19 protein-coding genes are annotated in these 23,127 nt (G+C 66.5%); 8 read left to right on the top strand and 11 right to left on the bottom strand.

The window, feature by feature from the left end; translation table 11 throughout:
- Positions 1-226: 226 nt before the first annotated feature.
- Genes EV560_RS10090 through EV560_RS10075 form a run of 4 tightly spaced genes read left to right on the top strand, consistent with a single transcriptional unit; the run spans position 227 to position 6,040 of the window.
- Positions 227-1,726, top strand: coding sequence for a M81 family metallopeptidase (locus EV560_RS10090; RefSeq protein ID WP_131855635.1), 1,500 nt, complete (start codon positions 227-229; stop codon positions 1,724-1,726).
- 22 nt (positions 1,727-1,748) lie between these two features.
- Positions 1,749-2,909: a M20 aminoacylase family protein gene (locus EV560_RS10085; RefSeq protein WP_131855634.1), complete on the top strand. Its 1,161-nt coding sequence runs from the start codon at positions 1,749-1,751 to the stop codon at positions 2,907-2,909.
- A gap of 9 nt (positions 2,910-2,918) precedes the next feature.
- Positions 2,919-4,412, top strand: coding sequence for an amidase (locus EV560_RS10080; RefSeq protein WP_131855633.1), 1,494 nt, complete (start codon positions 2,919-2,921; stop codon positions 4,410-4,412).
- Positions 4,413-4,453: 41 nt separating this feature from the next.
- Entirely contained in the window at positions 4,454-6,040 is a 1,587-nt protein-coding gene (locus EV560_RS10075; protein WP_131855632.1) for an ABC transporter substrate-binding protein, read from the top strand.
- A gap of 125 nt (positions 6,041-6,165) precedes the next feature.
- Here EV560_RS10075 and EV560_RS10070 read toward each other — a convergent pair whose 3' ends face one another.
- From EV560_RS10070 to EV560_RS10035, 7 genes are all read right to left on the bottom strand, one after another.
- Entirely contained in the window at positions 6,166-7,782 is a 1,617-nt protein-coding gene (locus EV560_RS10070; protein WP_131855631.1) for a gamma-glutamyltransferase, read from the bottom strand.
- 302 nt (positions 7,783-8,084) lie between these two features.
- A complete protein-coding gene (locus EV560_RS10060) occupies positions 8,085-9,161 on the bottom strand; it encodes an ABC transporter ATP-binding protein (protein WP_131855629.1) in 1,077 nt (358 codons plus the stop codon).
- 78 nt (positions 9,162-9,239) lie between these two features.
- The gene (locus EV560_RS10055) at positions 9,240-10,316 is read right to left on the bottom strand and encodes a Gfo/Idh/MocA family protein (protein WP_131855628.1); all 1,077 of its coding nucleotides are present in this window, start codon (positions 10,314-10,316) and stop codon (positions 9,240-9,242) included.
- Positions 10,316-11,356: a Gfo/Idh/MocA family protein gene (locus tag EV560_RS10050; RefSeq protein WP_131855627.1), complete on the bottom strand. Its 1,041-nt coding sequence runs from the start codon at positions 11,354-11,356 to the stop codon at positions 10,316-10,318. Before EV560_RS10050 ends, EV560_RS10055 begins: the two co-directional genes overlap by 1 nt.
- A 10-nt stretch (positions 11,357-11,366) precedes the next feature.
- Complete coding sequence (locus EV560_RS10045) at positions 11,367-12,245, bottom strand: carbohydrate ABC transporter permease (RefSeq protein ID WP_131855626.1); 879 nt, start codon at positions 12,243-12,245, stop codon at positions 11,367-11,369.
- Complete coding sequence (locus EV560_RS10040; RefSeq protein WP_131855625.1) at positions 12,238-13,182, bottom strand: carbohydrate ABC transporter permease; 945 nt, start codon at positions 13,180-13,182, stop codon at positions 12,238-12,240. The genes EV560_RS10045 and EV560_RS10040 overlap by 8 nt, the downstream gene beginning before the upstream one ends.
- A gap of 6 nt (positions 13,183-13,188) precedes the next feature.
- Complete coding sequence (locus EV560_RS10035) at positions 13,189-14,475, bottom strand: ABC transporter substrate-binding protein (protein ID WP_131855624.1); 1,287 nt, start codon at positions 14,473-14,475, stop codon at positions 13,189-13,191.
- 444 nt (positions 14,476-14,919) lie between these two features.
- On the opposite strand from EV560_RS10035, the gene EV560_RS10030 reads away from it, so the two are divergent.
- Together EV560_RS10030 and EV560_RS10025 are read left to right on the top strand one after the other, a co-directional pair.
- Complete coding sequence (locus tag EV560_RS10030) at positions 14,920-15,600, top strand: GntR family transcriptional regulator (protein WP_131855623.1); 681 nt, start codon at positions 14,920-14,922, stop codon at positions 15,598-15,600.
- Between the two features lie 84 nt (positions 15,601-15,684).
- Positions 15,685-16,974 carry a Gfo/Idh/MocA family protein gene (locus EV560_RS10025; protein ID WP_131855622.1) on the top strand — a complete coding sequence of 430 codons (1,290 nt, stop codon included), beginning with the start codon at positions 15,685-15,687 and terminating at the stop codon, positions 16,972-16,974.
- On the opposite strand, the gene EV560_RS10020 is transcribed toward EV560_RS10025, so the two are convergent.
- The 4 genes from EV560_RS10020 to EV560_RS10005 form a co-directional block, all read right to left on the bottom strand.
- Positions 16,971-17,441, bottom strand: coding sequence for an RbsD/FucU family protein (locus EV560_RS10020; RefSeq protein ID WP_131855621.1), 471 nt, complete (start codon positions 17,439-17,441; stop codon positions 16,971-16,973). The genes EV560_RS10025 and EV560_RS10020 overlap by 4 nt on opposite strands.
- Before the next feature lie 117 nt (positions 17,442-17,558).
- On the bottom strand, positions 17,559-18,563 hold the full coding sequence (locus EV560_RS10015) for an aldo/keto reductase (protein ID WP_131855620.1): 1,005 nt from the start codon (positions 18,561-18,563) through the stop codon (positions 17,559-17,561).
- Between the two features lie 8 nt (positions 18,564-18,571).
- The gene (locus EV560_RS10010) at positions 18,572-19,975 is read right to left on the bottom strand and encodes an amidase (protein ID WP_131855619.1); all 1,404 of its coding nucleotides are present in this window, start codon (positions 19,973-19,975) and stop codon (positions 18,572-18,574) included.
- Positions 19,968-20,996, bottom strand: a complete 1,029-nt coding sequence (locus EV560_RS10005; RefSeq protein WP_131855618.1) for a LacI family DNA-binding transcriptional regulator — start codon at positions 20,994-20,996, stop codon at positions 19,968-19,970. The genes EV560_RS10010 and EV560_RS10005 overlap by 8 nt, the downstream gene beginning before the upstream one ends.
- 210 nt (positions 20,997-21,206) lie before the next feature.
- Between EV560_RS10005 and EV560_RS10000 the strand changes: the two genes are divergently transcribed.
- The gene (locus EV560_RS10000) at positions 21,207-22,148 is read left to right on the top strand and encodes an ABC transporter permease (RefSeq protein ID WP_131855617.1); all 942 of its coding nucleotides are present in this window, start codon (positions 21,207-21,209) and stop codon (positions 22,146-22,148) included.
- 12 nt (positions 22,149-22,160) lie between these two features.
- Complete coding sequence (locus tag EV560_RS09995) at positions 22,161-23,042, top strand: ABC transporter permease (RefSeq protein ID WP_248311978.1); 882 nt, start codon at positions 22,161-22,163, stop codon at positions 23,040-23,042.
- The last annotated feature ends 85 nt before the right edge of the window (positions 23,043-23,127 follow it).

Below are 23,127 nucleotides of genomic sequence, written 5' to 3'. Positions count from 1 at the left end.
GCGCCAACCGGGCGCTCGGTGCGGACGGGCTCTGCGCGCTGCTCAGGGGCTGACGATCAAATTCGACAGCTTGCTTGCGCTGAGCATGGCCTATGCCGCAGCCGGTGAGCGGCGATTCCCGTTGCTGCTTACCGCATGAGCAAGCTGCGGCGAGAATTCGCCCTTGGTCGCCGGCTCAGGGCATGATTACCTGCTGCGCCTGTCCCGGTCCTGGCGGAGCCTCTTGATGTCGCCACGTATCGCCTTTGGCGGTTTCCTGCACGAGACGAACACCTTTGCGCCGAGCAAGGCGGATCTGGCGGCCTTCGTCCAGGGTGGCGGCTGGCCGGGGCTGGCTCGGGGCGAGGCGGTCTTTGCCGCCGTCCACAATGTCAATGTCGCCGCCGCAGGCTTCGTCGAGACGGCGAAGGGCCTGGGCTGGGAGATCATCCCGACGCACTGGTGCGCCGCGAGCCCATCCGCGCATGTTACGGCGGAGGCTTTCGAGGCACTGCTCGGTGAATTGGTCGAGCGCATCAAGGCGGCGCTGCCGCTCGACGGCGTCTTCCTCGATCTGCATGGCGCCATGGTCAGCGAGGCCTATGAGGACGGCGAGGGCGAGACGCTCAGGCGCGTGCGCGCCGCCATCGGCCCCGAGGTTCCGCTCGTCGCTGCCCTCGATCTGCACGGCAATGTCACGCCGCTGATGATGGCGATGGCGGATGCGCTCGTCGCCTACCGCACCTATCCGCATGTCGACATGGCCGAGACAGGCAGCCGCGCCACCGCCTATCTGGCTGGCCTCATCGGTACGACTACGCGCCATGCAAAAGCGTTCCGGCAGATCCCCTATCTGATCCCGATCGCCTGGCAGGCGACGGCGATGGAGCCGTGCAGGACGATCTATGCCGAGCTCGCTGCTCTCGAAGGCGAAAGCGTGCCGACGCTCTCCTTCCTGCCGGGCTTTCCGGCTGCTGATTTCGCCGATTGCGGCCCGACCGTGCTGGCCTATGGCCTGACACAGGCCGATGCCGACCGCGCCGCGGATGCGGTCGCTGCACGCATCATGGCGAGCGAGGTCGCTTTCCGGGGCAAGGTCTTCGCGCCCGACGAGGGCGTGCGCGAGGCGATGGCGCTGTCTGCAGGCGCCTCGAAGCCGATCGTGATCGCGGACACGCAGGATAATCCCGGCGCGGGCGGCGATTCCGACACGATGGGCATGGCCCGCGCACTCGTGGAAAATGGTGCGACCAAGGCTGCGATCGGCGTCATCGTCGATCCTGAGGCCGCGGCTGCGGCGCATCGGGCCGGCGTCGGCGCGACGATCAGGCTCTCGCTCGGCGCCAAGTCGGGCATTCCCGGCGATGCGCCACTCGACGGCGAGTTCCTGGTCGAGCAGCTCTCCGACGGCCGGTTCGTCGCGCCCGGCCCCTATTACGGTGGCTCGCGCCTCGATCTCGGTCCGTCCGCCGCCTTGCGTATCGGTGGCGTACGCATCGTCGTCGGCTCGCATAAGGCGCAAATGGCCGATCAGGCGATGTACCGGCAGGTCGGTATCGAGCCGACCGAGCAGGCGATCCTGGTCAACAAGAGCTCGGTGCATTTCCGCGCCGATTTCGAGCCGATCGCCGAGACCATCATCGTCTGCGCCGCGCCCGGCCCGATGCCGGTCGATCCGTCCCACCTGCCGTGGAAGCGCCTGCGCCCCGGCATCCGCACTGCCCCGCTCGGCCCCGTTTTCGGTTGATCTCGCTTACCCGGAGTTCCACATGCCCAGCCTGCCCCAGATCGAAGCCTTCAAGGATGATCTCGTCGCCATCCGCCGCGACATCCATGCCCATCCCGAGATCGGCTTCGAGGAGGTCAGGACGTCGGGGATCGTCGCGGAGAAGCTCGCCTCCTGGGGCATCGAGGTCCATCGCAATATCGGCAAGACCGGCGTGGTCGGCATCCTGACCGGCAGCGGCGGCCCCGGCCGCCGCATCGGCCTGCGCGCCGACATGGATGCGCTGCCGATGGAGGAGACGACCAACCTGCCGTTCCGCTCGAAGAATCCCGGCCGCTTCCATGGCTGCGGCCATGACGGCCACACCACGATGCTGCTCGGCGCGGCCCGCTATCTCGCCGAGAACCGCGATTTCACCGGGACGGCCGTCTTCGTCTTCCAGCCGGCGGAGGAAGGCCTCGGCGGCGCGCGCGCCATGCTGGCCGACAAACTGTTCGAGCGCTTTCCCTGCGACGAGATCTACGGGCTGCACAATGCGCCCAATCTCGAGCCGGGACAGATCTCGGTCTTCCCCGGCCCGGCTATGGCGGGCGCCGACTTTTTCGACATCAAGGTCACCGGCAAGGGCAGCCATGGCGCCATGCCGCATCAGGGGCGCGATCCGGTCGTCGCGGCGATCACGCTCGCGGGCGCGCTGCAGACCATCGTCAGCCGCAATGCCGACCCGCGCGAGGCTGCCGTGGTCTCGATCACGCAGATCCATGCCGGCTCGGCCTATAACGTCATTCCCGAGGAGGCGGTGCTCGCCGGCACGATCCGCACCTTCTCGCCGGAGACCGCCGAACTCGCGCGCCAGCGCATGCGCGAGATCGCGGCGGGTATCGGCCAGACCTTCGGCGTCCAGATCGAGGTCGATATCCGCGGCATTTTCGACGTGCTGGTCAATCACGGTCCGCAGGCCGAGGCTGCGGCTTGTGTCGCGGCAGAGATCGTCGGGGCGCAGAATGTGCTGACCGAGCCGAAGCCGGTGATGGGCAGCGAGGATTTCGCCGATATGCTGCGCGCGGTGCCAGGCGCCTATTGCTGGGTCGGCCATGCCGGCAATGTGCCGGTGCACAACCCGGCCTTCATCCTCGACGACGGCATCCTGCCGGTGGGGGCGAGCCTGCTGGCACGTCTCGTCGAGACACGGCTCGCAGCCTGAGTACATGCGATGACTGAACCTTGCGACCTCAGCGCCGTCGCGGCGCGCGCCCTGATCGGGGCCAAGAAGCTGTCGTCCCGCGAGCTGCTGGATAGCTGCCTCAAGCGCATCGACACAGTCGACCACGCGGTCAACGCCATGGTGGCGCGCGATGACGAGCGCGCTCGCGCCACCGCCGCGGCGGCGGACGAGGCGACCGCGCGTGGCGACACGCTCGGCCCGCTGCACGGCCTGCCGATCGCGATCAAGGATCTCGAGGACGTCGCCGGCCTGCGCACCACCTATGGCAGCCCGCTCTTCGCCGAGCATGTGCCGGAGAAGGATCAACTGATCGTCGCCAGCGTGCGCAAGGCGGGCTCGATCATCGTCGGCAAGACCAACACGCCGGAATGGGGCGCCGGCGCCAATACGCGCAACGCCGTCTATGGCGCGACCGGGAACCCGTTCGACCCGATGAAGAGCGCTGCCGGTTCCTCCGGCGGCTCGGGCGTCGCGCTTGCGACCAATATGGTGCCGATCGCGACCGGCTCGGATACCGGCGGCTCGCTGCGCAACCCCGCCGCCTTCAACGGCATTGTCGGCTTCCGGCCGACGCCGGGTCTGGTGCCAAGCGACAAGCGCCCCTTCGGCTGGAATCCGCTTAGCGTGCTCGGCCCGATGGCGCGCAACGTGCCGGATCTCTGCCTGCTGCTCTCGACCATGGTCTCGGACGCTGCCATCGATCCGCTGGCGACGACCGTGCATGGCGCGCAGGTACGCAAGCCCGAGGATTTCGCACGGCCTGGCGCGATCGATCTCGCTTCGCTCAAGGTCGCGCTGACGCCGGATTTCGGCTTTGCGCCGACCGAGAAGCATATCCGCGAGGTCTTTGCCGAGAAGACCGGCCGTTTCAGCCATCTCTTCGCCGCGGCCGAGGAGGCGACGCCGGATTGCAGCGGCACCGATGAGAGTTTCGAGGTGCTGCGCGCGCTCTCCTTCCTCGCCAACATGCATGAGCGCGTGCGCGACACGCCCGAGAAGGTCGGCCCGAATGTCCGCGCCAATGTCGAGGAGGGGCTGCGCTACGGTGCGCTCGACGTCGTCCGGGCGCTGAAGCAGCAGACCATCGCCTACAGGAACTGGCAAAACTTCTTCGAGCGCTACGACGTCATCCTCTCGCCGGCGATCACGCTGAGCCCGCGGCCCTGGACCGAGCTCTATCCGGCCGAGATCGACGGCAAGCCGACCCGGACCTATTTCCACTGGCTCGCCTGCGCTTATGCCGTCACCATCGTCGGCCATCCCGCGATCTCGCTGCCGGTGGGCCTGGATCGGCTCGGCATGCCCTTCGGTCTGCAGATCGTCGGCCCGCGTGGCGGCGATGCCAAGGTGCTCGCGGTCGCGGCTGCGCTGGAGGCTGCGCTCGCGGGCGATCCGCTGACCGCTCGCCCGGCGCCGGATATCGCCATGCTCGCGCAGGCACGGCCCTTGCGAGAGGCACCGGGATTCATCGGCTTCGACTGATCACAAAGAGCGGCCGGGAGCCGTGACAGAGGAGGGAGAGCATGAAGCGTCGTACATTCCTGAAGGGGGCAACGGCACTCGCCGCCATCGGCCCCTCACTGTCGCTTCCGGCACTGGCGCAAGGCGCCAGCCCGGACGTCCTGAAAATGGCGCCGCAGGCCAACCTGACGGCGCTCGACCCGATCTGGACCACCGCGACCGTGACCAATAATCACGGCTACTATGTCTTCGACACGCTCTATGGCGGCGACCTCACCCTCAAGCCGCAGCCGCAGATGGCGGAGGGGCACGAGATCTCCGCCGACGGCAAGACCTGGCGCATCAAGCTGCGCGAGGGGCTGATGTTCCACGACGGCGCGCCGGTGAAGGCCGCCGATTGTATCGCCAGCATGAAGCGCTGGTGCCAGCGCGACCCCTATGGCCAGCTTCTCGCCAAGGTTGTCGAAGCCTGGAACCCGGCCGATGACCGCACCATCGAGATCAAGCTGACGCGCCCCTTCCCGATGATGCTCGACTGCCTCGCCAAGGGCGACAATCCGCCCTTCATCATGCCGGAGCGGCTGGCGCAGACCGACGCCAACAAGCAGGTCACGGAGATGACCGGCTCCGGCCCCTACAAATTCGTCGCCGCCGAATATGTCTCGGGCAGCAAGGCTGTCTATGAGAAGTTCGACGGCTACAAGCCGCGCAGCGAACCGCCGAGCCGCAATGCCGGCGGCAAGGTCGCGTATTTCAAGCGTGTCGAATGGCCGATCCTGCCCGACCCCGCCACTGCCGCCAATGCACTGGTCAAGGGCGAGATCGACTGGTGGGAGCGCCCGCTCGCCGATCTCCAGCCGATGCTGGCGAAGAGCCCGGACATCACCCGCGAGGTGATCGACACGGCCGGCCGCGGCTCGATCATGCGGCTCAACCACCTGCAGCCGCCCTTCAACAATCCCAAGGTCCGCGCCGCCGTCCGCCTCGCCGTCAAGCAGGAAGACTATATGCGCGCCAGCCAGGGCGACGACACCACGACCTGGCAGATCTGCCGGAACCTGTGGTGGCGCGGCACGCCCTATTACACGGGCGAGCTCGAAGACCTGATGCCGCAGAGCATGGACAAGGCCAAGGCGGTGTTGAAGACCTCCGGCTACAATGGCGAGAAGGTCGTGATCATCAATCCGACCGACTTCCCCGATATCGGCCCGCTCGGCGACGTGACTTTCGAGCTGCTCAAGGATCTCGGCATGAATGTCGAGATGGCAGCGAGCGACTGGGGCACGGTGATTCAGCGCCGCAACAGCCGCGAGCCGGTCGAGAAGGGCGGCTGGAGCATCTTCCACACCACCGGCGCGGCGATCGGCTGGGGCAATCCGGCACTGTCGAACCTGGTGCGCGGCCCCGGCGCCAGCGGCTGGTTCGGCTGGTGGACCAGCCCCCAGGCCGAGGCGCTGGCGGAGGAATGGCTCTTCGCCCCCGATCCGGAGGCGCAGAAGAAGGCGGCGGTCGCGATCGGCCGGCTGGCGCTGGAGGAATGCGCCACGATCCCGCTCGGCCAGTTCGTGATCAAGACCGCCTATCGCAAGAACCTCACCGGCATGCTGCCGGGCTCGGCGCCCTATCCGTGGGGGCTGAAGCGGGTTTGATATCCGGAACGGGCTGACTCGTCATGGTCGGGCTTGTCCCGACCATCCACGTCTTCGTTGATCGAGGGCAGTGTTCAAGACGTGGATGCTCGGCACGAGGCCGAGCATGACGTCGTGGGTCGGGCTCACATCGTGCCGGCGGCGACCGCCGCCGAGCTCGGCGAGGCCGCGTCGCTGCAGCCTTCCGCCCCGTCCTTGCCGACGACGATGATATTGGGGCAGGCGAAGTTGATCGGCATGACGCTGTGCTCGACGATGCTGAGCGGCCCTTCGGCCTCCAGTGCCGCAATCGTCTCTGCCGGCAGCCTGCAATCGGCCGTCGTGCCGTCCGGGCCGGAGACGTCGATCCGCGGCTGATGCGCCGCAGTCTCGACATCCATGCCGCAATCCAGCGTCCAGGCCAGCATCTGGTAGACGGAGGCGAGGATGCGCCGCCCGCCGGAGGCGCCGGCCGCCGCGCGCGGCCAGGTCCCGTCCTTCGGCGTCACCACGACCGGGCACATGTTGCAGAGCGGGCGCGCGCCGGGCGCGATTGCATTGGCGCTGCCCGGGCGCGGGTCGAACCACATCATGCCGTTATTCATCAGCACGCCGGTGTCCGGCAGCACGACGCGGCTGCCCATGGACGAGAGGAGCGTCGTCGTCAGCGCGACGAGATTGCCCTCGCCATCGACCACCGTAAGATGGGTTGTGCAGGTCTCTGCCGGTTCCAGCGCCATCGGCTTGGCGGCGCCGAGCCCTTCGAGACGCTCGGCATAGGCCTGCTTCATCACCCGCGAGAGCGTCGCGAACCAGGCGGCGTCGCCGCCATTCTGTCGCGGCTTGCTGTCGGCCATGCCAGCCATCACCGCTTCCAGCGTCGGAGCCGCGGTCAGGCCGCCGGCGGTGTGGAGCAGGTGCGTGCCGCGCCAGTCGAGCACAGGAGCCTCGCGGATGACGGCCCGGCAATCGGCGAGGTCCTGCGCATCGACAATGCCACCGACGGAGGCGATATCGGCAGCGAGCCGCCGTGCGAGGTCGCCGCGATAGAAATCGTCAAGCCCGGCCTTGGCGAGGTGCTCCAGCGTCGATGCCAGGTTGCCGAGCCGGAAGAAGCCCGGCTTGCCCTGATAGGGCGGCACCGGCGGCAGGCCGTTCGGCAGGTAGATCCGGGCGCTCTCCTCGTAGAGCCGCAGCACCGAGGCCGAGGACGAGATCTTCAGCGTCGTGTACCAGTCCTGCACAAGCCCGCGCCTGGCGAGCGCGATCGCCGGCTGCAGCAGCTCGGAGATTGGCATGGCCGTGCCGAAAGCCTCTTTCAGCTTGGCATAGCCGGCGACCGAGGACGGTGCGCAGAAGGAATAGGGGCCGTGGATATTGCGGTCGCCGACAACCTCCGGCCAGGTGAAGAGGTCGTTCTTCATCACTCCGGTGAGGGGATAGTCGGCCGGGTCGGCCCGGTGCGGCGCGATCGGCCCGAAATCGACGACCTGCGCCCGTGTCTCGTTGGCCTTGTGCACGACGGCGAAGCCGATGCCGCCGAGCCCGCTATTCCAGGGCTCGACCGCGGCCAGCGCGAAAGCCGCGGCGACGGCGGCATCGGCCGCATTGCCGCCGGCTTCGAGGATCGCGGCGCCGGCCTCGGCGGCCTCGCGCTGCTGGCTGACGACGATGCCGTTGCGTCCGCGCGCCGAAGGTTTGGTCAGCGCCCAGTTCTGGGTGCGATAGGCTTGCTGCTCAGGGCTCGCCGCAGGGGTCGTCATCGTCCAGTCTCCGCAAATTCGTCGTGACGCGCGACTATCGACCTGTTCGCGGGCGGGGCCAAGCCTGGGCAGCGTCGCTCTGCCATGCCGCAGAGACGGACGGGCCTATGCGCCGATCGCATCGAGCGGCCGACCCATGCGCGTGCGCAGGGCGAGGCACCCCCGTATTCACCTGTACGCCCGAGCTGTTTCCCGGCCTCATGGCGGCGGCGCTGCGGCGCGAGGATATCGGCGCCTGGGCGGCAGGCGCCGATATCAAGCTCAATCGCGCCGATGGCGTGGGCGAGGCCGGATAGGTCCGGTCAGGCCCGCAGCGCCATGCCCTGGCTGTCGAAGACGTGGCAGGCCGCCGGATCGATGCGAAGCGGCACGTTCTCGCCCTGATTGACACGCAGTTGGCCGGAGGCCGAGACCGTCAGGTTCTCGCCACCCGCCGTCGTGGTGTAGAGCACGGTCTCGCCGCCGAGATGCTCGACGAGCTGGACCTTGACCTCGCCGAGGACTTCGCCGGCCTCGCCGCCGACGACGATATGCTCGGGCCGGACGCCGAAGGTCAGCGGCTCGTCCTGGCGCACGCCCAGGGTCGCCGCGAGGGAGACGTTCCGGCCGGCGACCTCGATCGTGTTGCCGGCGGCGCCGGCCCGGGCCGAGAGGAAGTTCATCTTCGGCGAGCCGATGAAGCCGGCGACGAACTGGTTGGTCGGCCGGTTATAGAGTTCGAGCGGGGCGCCCGCCTGCATGATCACGCCGTCGCGCAGCACCACGATCTTGTCGGCCATGGTCATGGCCTCGACCTGGTCATGGGTGACGTAGATCATCGTGTTGCCGAGGTCCTGGTGGAGCTTGGCGATCTCGACGCGCATCTGCACGCGCAATTCGGCGTCGAGATTGGACAGCGGCTCGTCGAACAGGAAGATTTTCGGCTCACGCACGATGGCGCGGCCGATGGCGACGCGCTGGCGCTGGCCGCCCGAGAGGGCGCGCGGGCGGCGCTGCAGATAGGTGTCGATCTTCAGGATCTTGGCGACGCGCTGCACGCGCTCGTCGATCTCGGCCTTCTTGTAGCCGGCCGTCTCCAGGCCGAAGGCGAGGTTCTTGTAGACGCTCATATGCGGGTAGAGCGCATAGGACTGGAAGACCATGGCGATGCCGCGCTGCGAGGCCGGGACATCGTTCATGCGCTCGCCATCGATCAGCAGGTCGCCTTCGGTGATCTTTTCGAGGCCCGCGATCATGCGCAGCAGCGTGGACTTGCCACAGCCCGACGGCCCGACGAAGACGACGAACTCGCCGGGATCGATGGCGAGGTCGATACCGTGGATGACCTCGACCGTGCTGTAGCGCTTCACCACCTTGTTGAGCCTGATGCTCGTCGACATCTCGTCCTCCGCATTTTGGCGATCGCGCCGCCGTTCCGGCCTTGTGACAGCGATCGCGCGTGGTTTTCTTCTGTGGGTTCAGTGCCCGTTCGGACGCCAGCTCTGGTATTTCGGATGGTCGGCGCCGATCGGCAGGGCGATGTCCCTGCCGGTCTGCGCCGATTCATAGAAGGCCGTCGCCAGTTCCAGTGCCTGGCGCGCATCCGCGATCGTCACCGGCACCGGCGCGCGCCCGTTCAGCGCCTCGTGGAACGCATCCATCTGGCCGAGGAAGCGGCGGCCGACCGGTTGGTAATCGGCCAGCAGCGCATCGATCTTCGCGCCGATCTCGTCATCGGCCGGCAGGATCGTCCAGGGATCGTCGCCCGGCGAATATTGCGCGCCGCCGCTCTCGAAGGTGACGTTCTCGAAGCAGAGCCTGAGGCGGCTGATCTCGTTCTGCGAACCGAGCGTCGCGCTGGCGGCGACGAGCGCGCCGCTCGCCATTTCCAGCGAGGCGGCGACGCAATCCTCGACCTCGATCGCGTTCACCCGGGTCGTGGCGCGGGCGAAGAGCTTCGCAACCGGACCCATCAGATAGGTCAGCATGTCGTGGATATGGATGGCGTGGGTCATCAGCACGCCGCCTAGCTCGGTCTCCCATTTGCCGCGCCAGGGCACCTCGTAATAGGCGCCCGTGCGCTTCCAATGGGTCTCGACCGTGCCGAGATAGGGCTTGCCGGCAAGCCTCGCATCGATGATGCGCTTGGCCTTCTGGGCGCCGTCACCGTAGCGGTACTGGAAGACCGGCATCAGGATGCGGCCGCTCTGCGCCTCCGCCTCGAGCAGCCTGTCGACGTCACGGAGCGAGCCGACCAGCGGCTTCTCGCAGACGACATGCTTGCCGGCCGCGAGCGCCTTGGTGACGAGCTCGTAATGCGTCGCCGGCGGGGTCGAGATGTCGATGACGTCGATATCGTCGCGGCCCAGCAACTCGTCGAAATATTTGGTGCGGCTTTCGGCCGAGAACTCGTCGGCGACCTTGTCGAGCCGCTCCTGGTTGAGGTCGCAGACGGCGGCGAGACGCCAGCGCTCGGGCCGCGGCGCATAGCCCTCGAAAATATGCGAGCGGCCGATATTGCAGCCGACCACCGCGACGGACTTCACTTCGCTCATCAGGCAGCCTCTTGGGAATATTCGCTCGGCAGCTTGCCGGTCTCGGCGAGGTGCTGAGCCTTGAGCGCGATCTCCATCGCCTTGAAGCAGCGAGCCTGCGGCATCGCCGTCTCCGTGCGGTTGAGGACATCGGCAATGAGCTGGCCGCCATAGGGCAGCTCGACCGTGGAGCAGTCGATATGCTGCATGCCCTCGCGATCGACGAGGAAGAGATGGTCCTTGCCGGGCCGGCCGGCGACGTCGAGATATTTGCGCAGCTCGATCGTGCCATGCGTGCCGACGATGGTGAGCCGGCCGTCGCCCCAGGTCGGCAGACCGTCCGGCGTGAACCAGTGGACGCCGATATAGCCGGTGACGCCCTTCGGTGTGCGCAGGTGCATGTCGCCGACATCCTGCAGGCCGGGCTTGTCGGGATTGGCGCGGTTGTCGACCGAGGCCGAAAGGATCTCGGCATCAACAGCGTCGGCGAAGAACAGGAACTGCTCGCATTGATGCGAGGCAATGTCGGTCAGGATGCCGCCATAGCGCTCGCGCTCGAAGAACCAGCCGGGGCGCTGCGGCTTGCGCAGCCGGTGCGGACCCATGCCGATCAGGTTGACGACGTCGCCGATCGCGCCGGCAGCGACGAGCTCGCCGGCCTTGACCGTGGCCGCGACCTCGAAATGCTCGGAATACATGATCGAGACGATGCGCTTCGTCTCGGCCTGCACGGCCTTGATCTCGAGGAGCTGGGCAAGGCTGGTCATGCCCGGCTTGTCCAGCATCACGTCCTTGCCGTGGCGCATGGCGGCGATGGCGATCGCGGCGCGATCGGCGGGGATCGCCGCGCTGACGATCAACTGGATCGACGGATCCTCGTAGAGCCGGGCGGCCTCGGCAACGCGCGGGATCTCCGGGTACTTTGCCGCGAAAGCAGCAGCCAGGTCGTCCTCCGGCGCCTGGAAGCCGACGCAGTTGGCGCCGGCGCGCCGGAGCGCGCCGATCTGACCGTTGATATGGTCGTGGTTGATGCCGATGACGGCGAAGTCGAGCGTCCTCATCGCAATCTCCTCAGCGCTTCATGCCGGTGGTGGCGATGCCTTCGATCAGCAGGCGCTGGAAGAAGAGAAAGAGCAGGAAGATCGGGATCAGAGAGAGCACCGACATGGCGAAGAGAGCGCCCCAGTCGGACGTGCCGCTCGAGTCGATCAGCGAGCGCAGGCCGATCTGCACCGTGTAGGTGTGGATGTCGCCGAGATAGATCAGCGGGCCGAAGAAATCCTCCCAGGTCCAGATGAAGGAGAAAATCGCGGCGGTTGCCAGCACCGGCAGCGAGAGCGGCAGGATGATCTTCCAGTAGATCCGCCAGGCGCTGCAGCCGTCCATCATCGCGGCCTCGTCGAGCTCGCGCGGGATGCCGCGGAAGAACTGCACCATCAGGAAGATGAAGAAGGCGTCGACCGCGAAGAATTTCGGCACGACCAGCGGCAGCCAGGTGTTCACCCAGTCCATCTTCAGGAAGAGGACATATTGGGGGATGAGCGTGACGTGATAGGGCAGCATCAGGGTGCCCAGCATCAGCGCGAACCAGAAATTCTTGCCGAAGAATTCGAGGCGCGCGAAGGCATAGGCCGTCACGGAGGCGGCGAGCACGTTGCCGATCGTCGCCAGCACCGAGATGATCAGCGAATTCAGGAAGAAGGTGCCGAAGGAGACCTGCAGGCCGAACCAGCCGGTCTTGTAGGCCTGAAGCGTGACCTGCGACGGGATCAGCGAGGTCTGGCCGCCGAAGATATCGTCGGCGGGTCGCACCGAGCCCGAGACCATCCACAACAGCGGATAGAGCATCAGGAACGAGACGCCGATCAGCGTGGCGTGGATCAGGATGGAATGGAGGACCGACCGCTCCGGCGCATCGCCGGGCGCGGCGGTGTGCGCTGCATCAGTCATCGTAATGCACCCAATAGCGTGCCGAGAGGAAGGAGAAGGCGGTGAAGACCGCGATGATCAGCACCAGCACCCAGGCGAGTGCCGAGGCATAGCCCATGCGGAAGAAGCCGAACGCCTCCTGATAGAGATAGAGCGTATAGAACAGGGTCGAGTTGATCGGCCCGCCCGTGCCGGCCGAGATGATGAAGGACGGCGTGAACGCCTTGAACGCGTCGATCGTCTGGATGACGAAGTTGAAAAAGATCACCGGCGTCAGCAGCGGCAAGGTGATCCGGAAGAACTGGCGCGCCTTCGAGGCACCGTCCATGCTGGCAGCCTCGTACATGTCCTGCGGGATCTGCCTGAGACCGGCGAGGAAGATGATCATCGGGGAGCCGAACTGCCAGACCGAGAGCACGACCAGCGTGTAGAGCGAATAATTCGGGTTCGAGATCCAGCTCGGGCCGTCGATGCCGAAAAGCCAGAGCACCGAGTTCACCAGGCCATCGGCGGCGAAGAGCTGGCGCCACAGCACCGCGATGGCGACCGAGCCGCCGAGCAGCGAGGGCAGGTAGAAGATCGCGCGGTAGACCGGCAGGCCCTTGATGCCGCGGTTGAAGGCCATGGCGAGCGCCAGCGCGAAGGCGAGCTTCAGCGGCACGGAGAGGATGACGTAGATGAAGGTGACCTTCATCGCCGCGGCGAATTTCGCGTCGGCCGTCGCCATGTGGACGTAATTGGCCGCGCCGACGAATTGCGGCGACTGCAGCAGGTCGTAATTGGTGAAGGACAGGTAGAGCGAGGCCAGGGCCGGGCCGAGCGTCAGCCCGAGGAACCCGATCAGCCAAGGCAGCAGGAACATGTAGCCTGCGCCATTGCCGGCGAAGAAGAGGCGGCTGAAGCGCCCGGCCTTCGCCGGGCGCTTATCGACCGCAACGCCTGCGGTATAACTTACCATTGCGGATCAACCCCGCTTGAGGATCGTCTGGGCCTCGGTGACGAATTTCTTGCCGCCTTCCTCCGGGGAGGTGCCGAAGCCGACCTCCTGGCTGACGCGCTCGAGAACCGTGAAGACCTCGCCGGCGCCCTTGGGCGGGGAGGGCGGCAGCTTGGCGGTATAGGGGCCGAGCTTGCCGATATAGTCGACGACCTTCTTGCTGACGTCGTCGAGATCCGGCGCAAGCTGCTCGCGGACGGCGGAGGAGGCGGGCACGCCGCGCTCGACACCGAGGATCTTCGTGCCCTCGGGCTCCGCGACCGTGAAGTTCGCCAGCTTGGCCGCGACCTCCGGCAGCTTCGAATCCGAGGCGATCGACCACATCTGCGACGGCTTCAGATACTGGCCCGGCTTGCCGCCCTTGGTGACCGGGAAGGCGGTGATGTCGAGCTTGGCCTTGTTGAGCTGCTGCAAGCCGACGAACTGGTTCGAATGCGGGAACACGGTCGCGGCATGGCCGAGCGTCAGCATGGTGGTGTCGAGGGTCGACTTGTCGAGCGCCTGGACATCGGCCGGGACGCAGCCGCCTGCCTTGCGCAGATCGGCCCAGTACTTGAACCAGTTGCCGGCGTCCTTCTCGTCGAAGCCGAGCTTGCCGTCCTCGGTGTAGAGCACCTTGCCGTTCTGGACGAGCCAGAGCTCGAAGGCGGGTTCATGGCCGCTTGCATCCATCGTGGCGTAGAAGCGCCGGCGCTTGTTGCCCTTGGCGAAGGCGGCGCATTTGCTGGCGAACTCGTCCCAGTTCGTGCCGAAGGTCATCGGCTCGACGCCCGCCTGCTCCCAGGCCGACATGTCATAGACGGCGCAGGAGGAATTCACGCCGAGATTGATGCCGAAGAGCTTGCCGTCGACGCTGCAGGATTCGAGGTTGGCCTTGCCGAAATCCTCGATCTTGAGCGCATTGCCGAGATACTGGTCGAGCGGCACGATCGCGCCGCGGCGCGCGTACTCGAACATGTACCGGTAATCCATCTGGATCAGGTCCGGCGCATTGCGGCCGGCGACGCGGGTCGCCAGGCGCGGCCAGTAATCGGACCAGCCGGCGAACTCGGTCTTGGCATCGATGCCTGCATTGGCCTTTTTATAGGCGTCGACGGCGCGGTTGGTCCGGTCGGCACGCTCCTGCGAGCCCCACCAGAACACCCTGATGCTCTTCTCCTGAGCGGATACTGATTTCAAACCCAGCAGCGATGCCGCTGCGACGCCGGTGCCGGCTTTGAGCAGGGCACGGCGGCTAACAGAATAGCCTTTCATCGACTCTCTCCCTCGACTGGTGCGTTTCCAAGATTTGTTTTTGCTTGATGTCGTTGGCGCGTGTCAGCGCGCTGTAGCCTGCATGAGCCCGGCTTGCACCGCGGGCACGATAATCCTCGCTTGCGCCGCTCCTCAGGGGAGCATCGGCGATAGTCTGCCGCGCTTCCGGGGGAAATTGCACGTGAATTCCACGACGAAGCGATGACAGGCTGACTGCGTCGGACCGGACGGACGAGCGCCGCCCGGCCGGCCTTTCATTCAGCTGTGACCCTTCGGGGTGGCGTTCCATGCGAGCATCTAGTTTTGAACTCTTGAAAAACTCATACACTAAGATACTAGTATGTCAAAGCTGGATCGAGCGGCTATCCCCGACCAGGATAAGAGATGGAAACGCAAGGCGAGCACGAGGTTGCGGAAGGGCCGGTCCCGCGGGGCCGATCGGCCATGTCGGGAATCCGACCATCGATCAGGCGCGTCACCACCGCGACGGTGATCTACGACGATCTCTACGAGGCCATCGTCAACATGCGCCTCGTGCCGGGAACGCCTCTCCAGGAGAAGGCGCTCACGCAGCAATTCGGCGTCAGCAAGACGCCGGTGCGCGAGGCGCTGATCCGGCTCGCCGAGGACGGGCTGGTCGACATCTTTCCGCAATCGGGCACGTTCGTGTCGCATATTCCGCTCGGCTCGATCCCCGAGGCGCATGTGATCCGGCTGGCGCTCGAGGATACGGCGATCAGGCGCATGGCGGAGATCGCGACGATCGCGGATATCGCCCAGCTCGACGCCAAGCTCGCCAGCCAGCGCATGCTCGCCGATCTCGGCGATATCGACGCGTTCCACGAGGCCGACGAGGCCTTCCACGAGACGATCGCGCTGATCGCCGGCTATCCCAGCATCTGGAAGCTGCTGCGCCAGGTGAAGGTGCAGATCAACCGGGCGCGTCGGCTGACCCTGCCGGTCGCGGGTCGCATGCACCAGGTCATCGGCGAACATGTGCTCATCCGCGACGCCATTGCGAGCCGCAATGTCGCGGCGGCGCGGGACGCGATGCAGACCCATCTCAACGTGGTGATCCCGGATCTCGACCGGCTGCGCGTCGCGTACCCGAACTATTTCGTCTGACGGCTGGTGGCTGCGACCGGCGAGTCCGGCTCAGCGCACCGACCGTCGGGTTCAAAAGCAAGAGACCAACGAGGAAATGTAGTGATGACGGACGCGGCGAGTTTGACGAGGGAGGCGGCGCCTGCCGCGAATGAAGAGCGCCATCGCGTGGCCTTGGTCGGCACCGGCCATCGCGGTGCGGGCATGTGGGGCAAGGAACTGCTCGCCGGCTGGCGCGACCGCGCGGAATTCGTCGCCGTCTGCGACATCAACGAGATGCGCGCCAGCCATGCGCGCCAGCAGATGGGCACGAACGCACCGATCTACACCAATGTCGACGAGATGCTGGCTGTTGCCAAGCCCGAGATCGTCATCGTCTGCAGCCGCGACGACACCCATGACGAGATCATCGTCAAGGCGCTGGAAGCCGGTTGCCGGGTCATCACCGAGAAGCCGATGACGACGACGCCAGAAAAGTGCCGCCGTATCCTGGAAGCGGAGAAGCGCACGGGCCGGCAGATCGACGTCACGTTCAATTACCGCTTCGCGCCGACGGCGGCGCGCATCAAGCAGCTGTTGCGCGAGGGCGCGATCGGCACGGTGACCTCGGTCGATTTCCACTGGTATCTCGATACCAAGCACGGCGCCGACTATTTCCGCCGCTGGCACGCCTATGAGCGGAACTCCGGCAGCCTTTTCGTCCACAAGTCGACGCATCATTTCGACCTGCTGAACTGGTACCTGGAATCGACCGCGGTCGAGGTCTCCGCCTATGGCACGCAACGCAATTATGGTCGCAACGGTCCGTTCCGCGGCGAGCGCTGCACCTCCTGCCCGCACACGAGCCAATGCGAGTTCTATCTCGATATGAGCAAGGACCCGTGGCTCACCGCGCTCTATGACGAGCCGGCCGATGTCGACGGCTATTATCGCGACGGCTGCGTCTATCGCGAGGATATCGACATCCCCGACACGATGACGGCGATGCTGCGCTATGAGAACGGCGTCATCGTCTCCTATTCGCTGAACACCTTCATGCCGATCGAGGGGCACCACCTCGCCTTCAACGGCACCAAGGGGCGCATCGAGATCCGCCAGTATGAGCGCCAGGCCTTCGAGGTGCCTGATCATGACGAGATCCTGCTGATGCGGAATTTCGGCAAGGTCGAGCGCATCCGCGTGCCGCATTACAGCGGCGGCCATTTCGGCGGCGACGACCGGCTGCGTGACATGCTGTTCCGGCCGGGCACGCCCGATCCGCTCGGCCAGCGCGCCGGTGCGCTCGCCGGGGCCATGTCGATGCTCTGCGGGGCCGCCGCGATGGAGAGCGTCAAGCAGGGCCGGCCGGTGAAGCTCAAGGAGCTCGGCGGGCTGCCTGACGACATCCAGCTTTAGGGCTGAGGCTCGCTATCCGGAGGGGCGGTGATTACGCCCTTCCTGAGCAGGAAGCAGCCATAGGGCCTGATATCGCCGACCTGGACGATGCCGAACGAGGTCTTGGCCGCTTCGTAGAAGCCGAAGCGCTCGATCCCAGCCATCGGCTGAGCCCGGCCGGCGGCAGCGTCCAGCACCAGCTGGACCTCGCGCTGGATATCGGGAGTGGCGTCGGGATCGCCGACGACCTGCATGCACCTGACCGGCGCGGGCTCGAAATCATCGAGCGGCAGCACGGAGAGAATGGCGCGGATCGCCCGCGCCATGGTCAGGCCGGGCAGGCGGATGATCCGGCCGGTCGCCGTCGCCCCGGCAATGCGCTCGGCCGGGTGATTGGCGTCGACCACGGCAATGTCGTCGCCATGGCCCATGGCGGCGAGCAGCCAGAGCAGGTCCGGCGTCAGGACGGGGTCGAGACCTTTCAGCACGGCACCAAGGCTCCCCTAGAGCATTTCCGCGTTTCTTCGAATCGCGAAAATTCTCTATCTACTTGTTTTGACGCATTTTCTTCACGCGAACCGGTATCCACTTCGCTCGAAAATGCTCTAGGCAGGCACCGGCGCATGCGCCGGCAGCAGACCCTCGGATTTGAGGTCGCTCCAGAGCAGTTGCGGCACAGGCTGCGCGAAGAGGTCGAGATTCTCGCGCACCTGCTCGGGCGTGACGGCGCCGAGCACGACGCTGGCGACGGCGGGATGCGCGCCGGCGAAGGCGAGCGCCACTTGCGGCAGCTTCACGCCATGCGCTTCGCAGACCGCCTCAATGCGAGCGACGCGGGCGAGGATCTCGGGCGAGGCGGCACGATAGTTGTAGTTGCCGCCGGCCTTGGCGCCGGTGGCGAGGATGCCGGAATTGAAGACCCCGGCGAGCATGATCGCGATCTTCTTCTCCAGCGCCAGCGGGAGGAAGCTGTCGAGCGCGCCCTGCTCCAGCAGCGTGTAGCGGCCGGCGAGCATCATCACGTCGAAATCGCCGGCCCGTGCAAAGCGTTCGCACATCTCGGATTCATTGACGCCGATGCCGATCGCCTTGACCGTGCCGGAGGCGCGTAGGCTATCGAGCGCGCGATAGGCGCCCGCCATCGCCTCGCCGAAGCGCTGCTCGATCAGCTCGCCATGGGTCCAGACGTCGACATCGTGGATCAGCAGGATGTCGATGCGGTCGGTGCCGAGCCGCAGGAGCGACTGCTCGAAGGAACGCATCGCGCCATCGTAGGAATAGTCGATCACGGCCGGATGCGGCAGGCCGCCACGATAGCCGGAGCCGTCGGTCTTGGGCTTGGTCGGGTCCATCCAGCGCCCGACCTTGGTGGAGAGGATGACGCTGTCGCGCGGGACATTGCGCAGGGCGGCGCCGATCCGGTGCTCGGAGAGGCCGTGGCCATAGAGTGGCGAGGTGTCGATCAGGCTGATGCCGGCGGCGAGCGCGGCAACGACCGTCGCCTGCGCGGTGCCCTCGTCGAGATGGTCGAAGAGGTCGCCGAGCGGCGCGCCGCCGAAGCCGAGAGCTGTGGCCTGCAGGCCGGCGATGCTGCGGCGAGGTAATGGCATGACAGGCCTCAACGCGGGTCGATCGGGGTCTTGGGCAGGGCGAGCTCGCGCTCGATCCAGGCGGCGAGGCGGAAGAGATCGGCCTCGCGCCTGGCATGGGAGAGGATCTGGATGCCGATCGGCAGGCCCTCCCGCGAAAAGCCGATCGGTATCGCGATCGCGGGCAGGCTGGTGATCGACCAGATCGCGGTGATGGCGATCCAGTCGAGATAATCCTGCATCGGCTGACCCTCGATCTCGGTGAGATAGAGCGTCTCGACCGGGAAGGGCAGGGCCTGCGTCGCCGGGCAGATCAGAAAATCATGCTCGTCGAGGAAATCGACGGCGCGGCGGTAGAGCTCGCTGCGATAGCGATTGGCGGCGACGATGGCCCGGCCGGGCTGGTCGCGGCCGCGCAGCAGATCGGCGAGGACGGGCTTGGGGAATTTCTCGTAATTCTCCGCGAAGATCGGCTCCCAGGCTGCGAAAAAGCCTTCGCCGCGCAGTGCCCGAAAAGCCTCCATCGCGCCGTCGACTGCGGGCGAGCCGCGATGCACGGAGATTCCGGCCGTGGTCAGCGTGTTCGCGAAGCTGTCGAGCGCGGCGCGGATCGGCTCGGCCACCGGCAGCAGGCCGAGATCAGCCGAGATCGCGACGCGGGCTGGCTTCGTCGGTCGAAGGGCCGCATCGAGGAAGGGCGGCTCCCCTAACGGCGAGGTCAACAGGTCGCCGGGCTCGTAACCGACCATGGCATCGAAGAAGAGCGCGAGATCGGCGACGTCGCGCGCCATCGGCCCCTCGACCGCGATCGTGTCGAACGGGTCGGAGAGGCGCTTGCGTGGCACGCGCCCCGGCGTGGGACGCAGGCCGGTGACGTTGCAGAAGGCGGCGGGGATGCGCAGGCTGCCGCCATAGTCATTGCCATGGGCGAGCCAGGCCTCGCCGGTGGCGAGCGCGACTGCTGCTCCGCCGGAGGAGCCGCCGCAGGTCAGGCGCGTGTCGTAGGGATTGCGGGTCGCGCCGAAGACGCTGTTGGTGGTCTGGGCGCCGCCGAGCTCCGACAGGTTCGACTTGCCGAGCACGACCGCGCCGTTCCGCTCCATCACCGCGACCGTACGGTCCGAAGTCTCGGAGATGCGGTCCTTGAAGATCGAGGTGCCGCCGGTATTCCTGACGCCACCGACATCATTGTTGTCCTTGACCACGATCGGCAGGCCGGCGAGCAGCGGCGCGTTGCCGGTCTGGCGAGCCCTGTCAGCGGCCTCGGCCTGTTCGAGTGCTCGCTCGATGCACAGCGTCGGCACGGCGTTGAGCTTCGGCTCGACCTCGGCGAGACGCTTTTCGGCCGCCTGGACGAGCTCGACGGAGGAGGTCTTTCCGGCGAGCAGCAGATCGCGCGCGGCGAGCGCGCTGAGCTTGGTCAGGTCAGACATGGGCAGCTTTCAGGGAGGCAGGTGAGCCGCAGGAGCGGCGCATGACGAGGCGCGGCGCCAGCACCGTGGTCGTGCCGGGGCCGAGGCGCGTCCCGCCAATGCGTTCGGCGAGCAAAGTGAAGGCGGTCTCGCCCATCGCCCGCACGGGCTGGGCGATAACGGTGAGGCGCGGCAGAACGGCATCGGCCCAGGGCTGGTCGTCGATGCCGACGAGCGAGATATCCTCGGGGCAGGAGAGGCCGCGATCGGCCAGGGCCGTGACCACGCCGATGGTCATCAGGTTGTTGGTGGCGAAGATCGCGGTCGGCGGCTGCGGCAGGGCCATCAGCTCGGCGAGGGAGTCGTAGGCAGGGCGCTCCTGGAAGAGGGCATCGCGGACCAGGGCAGGGTCGAAGGGCAGTCCGGACGAGAGCAGTGCCTCGCGATAGCCCTGCATGCGGTCGGCGGCGGTGCGCACGATCTCGGGACCGTTGATCAGGCCGATGCGCCTATGGCCGCAACCGATCAGGTGGCTCGTCGCCTCGAATCCGGCCTTGCGGTTGTCCAGCACCACGGCGTCGTAGCCGAGCCCGTCCATGGCGCGGTCGACCAGCACGACCGGCACCTCGAGCTGGGCGAGCAGGGCGGCGCGGTTCATCGAGGCGGCGCCGGTCGGGGCGAGGATCAGCCCGTCGATGCGCTGCGTGCGCAGCATCTTCAGATGCGCTTCCTCGCGCTCAGTGCGCTCGCTCGAATTGCACAGCAGCACGAGATAGCCGTTTGCCGCCGCCGCATCCTCGACCGCCTCGAACAGGTCGGAGAAGAAGGGGTTGGTGATGTCGCCGACGACGAGGCCGAGCAGCCCGCTCGAACGCTTGCGCAGCGAGCGCGCGCCGGCATGGGGCGTGTAGCTCAGCTTCTCCACGGCCGCGCGCACCCGCGCCAGCAATTCGGGACTGACGCGATCCGAGCTGTTCAGCGCGTTCGACACGGTCGCCACAGACACGTTCGCCAGGCGCGCCACGTCTCGAATCGTCGCCATCCAACCTCCCTATAAAACGGTTCAAAATTTTCTTCAGCTTCCGGGAGAAGTGCCGCAATGGCAAGAGAGACCGACAAAAAAATGGGGCTTGCTGGATTTTGGCTTCTGTGAGAGCTTTCTTTGAAACGTTTTACAACAATGGCGCTGGGAGGGGCTGCTGGTGATGACGATCTCGTGCCTTGACGCGCTCCTGCGCCCGGTCGTCCGTCCATGATCCCCTACATCTTGCGCCGGCTGGCATCGACCATTCCCGTCCTCGCCGTCGTCGCGCTGTTCGTATTCTTCCTGCTCAGGCTGACGCCGGGCGATCCGGCGATCCTGATTGCCGGCGACCAGGCGACGACAGCGCAGATCGAGACGATCCGCGAGACGCTCGGCCTCAACAGGCCGCTGGTCGAGCAACTCGTCGCCTGGGCGGGGCAGATTGCCCGCGGCGATCTCGGCCGTTCCGTCTTCTCGGACATGGAAGTCACCAGGCTGATTGGACTACGGATCGAGCCGACCGCGATGCTGGCCTTGGTCGCGATCGTGATGGCGTTGGCGATCGCCCTGCCGCTGGGCACACTCGCCGCGATCAAGGCCGGCAGCGTGGTTGACCGGGCGGTAATGGCCTTCGCCATGCTCGGCTTCTCCTCGCCGGTCTTCATCGTCGCGTTCTTTCTGGTCTATGTCTTCGCGCTCGGGCTCGGCTGGTTTCCGACACAGGGCTATGTGCCACTGGCGCAGGGGCTTTGGCCCTGCCTCAACAGCCTGATCCTGCCCGGCGCTGCGCTCGCAATGCTCTATGCGGCGCTTCTGGCGCGGATCACGCGTACGGCGCTGCTCGAGGTGCTGGCGGAGGATTATGTCCGCACCGCCCATGCCAAGGGCGTAGCGCCGCGCAAGGTCGTGATTGGCCATGCGCTGAAGAATGCCGCGATCCCGATCGTCACCGTCGTGGGGGTCGGCATCGCTGCGCTGCTCGGCGGCGTCGTCGTCACCGAGACGGTGTTCAACATTCCCGGCCTCGGCCGGCTCACCACCGATGCGATCCTGCGGCGCGACTATCCGGTGGTGCAGGGGCTGATCCTGGTTTTTTCGGTCGTCTATGTCGTCGTCAACCTTCTGGTCGATCTCAGCTACGCGCTGTTCGACCCGCGCATCCGCTACTGAGGCCCCATGGCGATGACCGAGACAGGATCGGCAAGCGCTGGGCGCGGGATGGGCAGGGCAGCGGCGGCGCGACGCTTCCTGCGCACCAATCCCGTCATTCTCGGCGGGCTGATCGTCATCCTGTTCTTCACGGCGGTCGCTCTGATCGCGCCGCATGTGCTGGTCGATCCCGTCCGGCTGAACCCGCTGCAGCGGCTCAGGCCGCCCAGCCTCGACAACCTGTTCGGCACCGACCAGGTCGGTCGCTCGACCTTCTCGCGCACGCTCAACGGCACGGCGATCTCGCTGACGGTCGGGGCGCTGGTGACGCTGGTCACCGTCGTGTTCGGCCTGCTGATCGGGCTCAGCGCCGGCTTCGTGCGCAAGCTCGACGGCGTGGTCATGCGGATCATGGACGGGATCATGGCGATCCCCGGCATCCTGCTCGCCATCGCGCTGATGTCGCTCTTCGGCTCGAGCGTGAAGAATGTGGTGATCGCGATCAGCATCGCCGAGATCCCGCGCATGGCGCGGATCGTGCGCTCGTCGGTGCTGGTGATCCGCGAGCAGACCTATGTCGAGGCCGCCGTGACCAACGGCACACGGCTGTCGCGCATGCTGATGCTCCATGTCCTGCCGAATGCGGCGGCACCGGTGATCGTGCAGGCGACCTATGTCTTCGCCTCCGCGATGATCGTCGAATCGATCCTGTCCTTCCTCGGCGCCGGCACGCCGCCGACGATCCCGAGCTGGGGCAATATGCTGGCCGAGGCCAGGCCCTTCCTGCAGCGCGCGCCCTGGCTGGTCGCATTCCCCGGCATCGCGCTGGCGCTGCTGGTGCTCACCGTCAACGTGCTCGGCGATGCCCTGCGCGATGCCATCGATCCGCGCCTCGCACGCAAGCTTAGAACATGATGCCGAAAACGGCGCAGCGGCTTTCGGACACCATGACGGTCCGACTCTGAACCGAAGACCACGCCGCCGGCTCAAGGCGGGATGC

It is taken from the genome of Allobosea sp. BK604 (assembly GCF_004341515.1).
Taxonomy (GTDB): Bacteria; Pseudomonadota; Alphaproteobacteria; order Rhizobiales; family Beijerinckiaceae; genus Allobosea.
The sequence above is the reverse complement of the archived record's forward strand: the minus strand, read 5'-3'. Positions and strand labels throughout refer to the sequence as shown.

What these genes read in the sequence shown, in the direction of transcription:
- EV560_RS10055 (WP_131855628.1), bottom strand. Translation starts at nt 10,316, where the DNA reads ATGAGCGAAGTGAAGTCCGTCGCGGTGGTCGGCTGCAATATCGGCCGC.
- EV560_RS10035 (WP_131855624.1), bottom strand. Translation starts at nt 14,475, where the DNA reads ATGAAAGGCTATTCTGTTAGCCGCCGTGCCCTGCTCAAAGCCGGCACC.
- EV560_RS10025 (WP_131855622.1), top strand. Translation starts at nt 15,685, where the DNA reads ATGACGGACGCGGCGAGTTTGACGAGGGAGGCGGCGCCTGCCGCGAAT.
- EV560_RS10005 (WP_131855618.1), bottom strand. Translation starts at nt 20,996, where the DNA reads ATGGCGACGATTCGAGACGTGGCGCGCCTGGCGAACGTGTCTGTGGCG.
- EV560_RS10070 (WP_131855631.1), bottom strand. Translation starts at nt 7,782, where the DNA reads ATGACGACCCCTGCGGCGAGCCCTGAGCAGCAAGCCTATCGCACCCAG.
- EV560_RS10045 (WP_131855626.1), bottom strand. Translation starts at nt 12,245, where the DNA reads ATGACTGATGCAGCGCACACCGCCGCGCCCGGCGATGCGCCGGAGCGG.
- EV560_RS10075 (WP_131855632.1), top strand. Translation starts at nt 4,454, where the DNA reads ATGAAGCGTCGTACATTCCTGAAGGGGGCAACGGCACTCGCCGCCATC.
- EV560_RS10050 (WP_131855627.1), bottom strand. Translation starts at nt 11,356, where the DNA reads ATGAGGACGCTCGACTTCGCCGTCATCGGCATCAACCACGACCATATC.
- EV560_RS10015 (WP_131855620.1), bottom strand. Translation starts at nt 18,563, where the DNA reads ATGCCATTACCTCGCCGCAGCATCGCCGGCCTGCAGGCCACAGCTCTC.
- EV560_RS09995 (WP_248311978.1), top strand. Translation starts at nt 22,161, where the DNA reads ATGACCGAGACAGGATCGGCAAGCGCTGGGCGCGGGATGGGCAGGGCA.
- EV560_RS10030 (WP_131855623.1), top strand. Translation starts at nt 14,920, where the DNA reads ATGTCGGGAATCCGACCATCGATCAGGCGCGTCACCACCGCGACGGTG.
- EV560_RS10040 (WP_131855625.1), bottom strand. Translation starts at nt 13,182, where the DNA reads ATGGTAAGTTATACCGCAGGCGTTGCGGTCGATAAGCGCCCGGCGAAG.
- EV560_RS10000 (WP_131855617.1), top strand. Translation starts at nt 21,207, where the DNA reads ATGATCCCCTACATCTTGCGCCGGCTGGCATCGACCATTCCCGTCCTC.
- EV560_RS10090 (WP_131855635.1), top strand. Translation starts at nt 227, where the DNA reads ATGTCGCCACGTATCGCCTTTGGCGGTTTCCTGCACGAGACGAACACC.
- EV560_RS10010 (WP_131855619.1), bottom strand. Translation starts at nt 19,975, where the DNA reads ATGTCTGACCTGACCAAGCTCAGCGCGCTCGCCGCGCGCGATCTGCTG.
- EV560_RS10080 (WP_131855633.1), top strand. Translation starts at nt 2,919, where the DNA reads ATGACTGAACCTTGCGACCTCAGCGCCGTCGCGGCGCGCGCCCTGATC.
- EV560_RS10085 (WP_131855634.1), top strand. Translation starts at nt 1,749, where the DNA reads ATGCCCAGCCTGCCCCAGATCGAAGCCTTCAAGGATGATCTCGTCGCC.
- EV560_RS10060 (WP_131855629.1), bottom strand. Translation starts at nt 9,161, where the DNA reads ATGTCGACGAGCATCAGGCTCAACAAGGTGGTGAAGCGCTACAGCACG.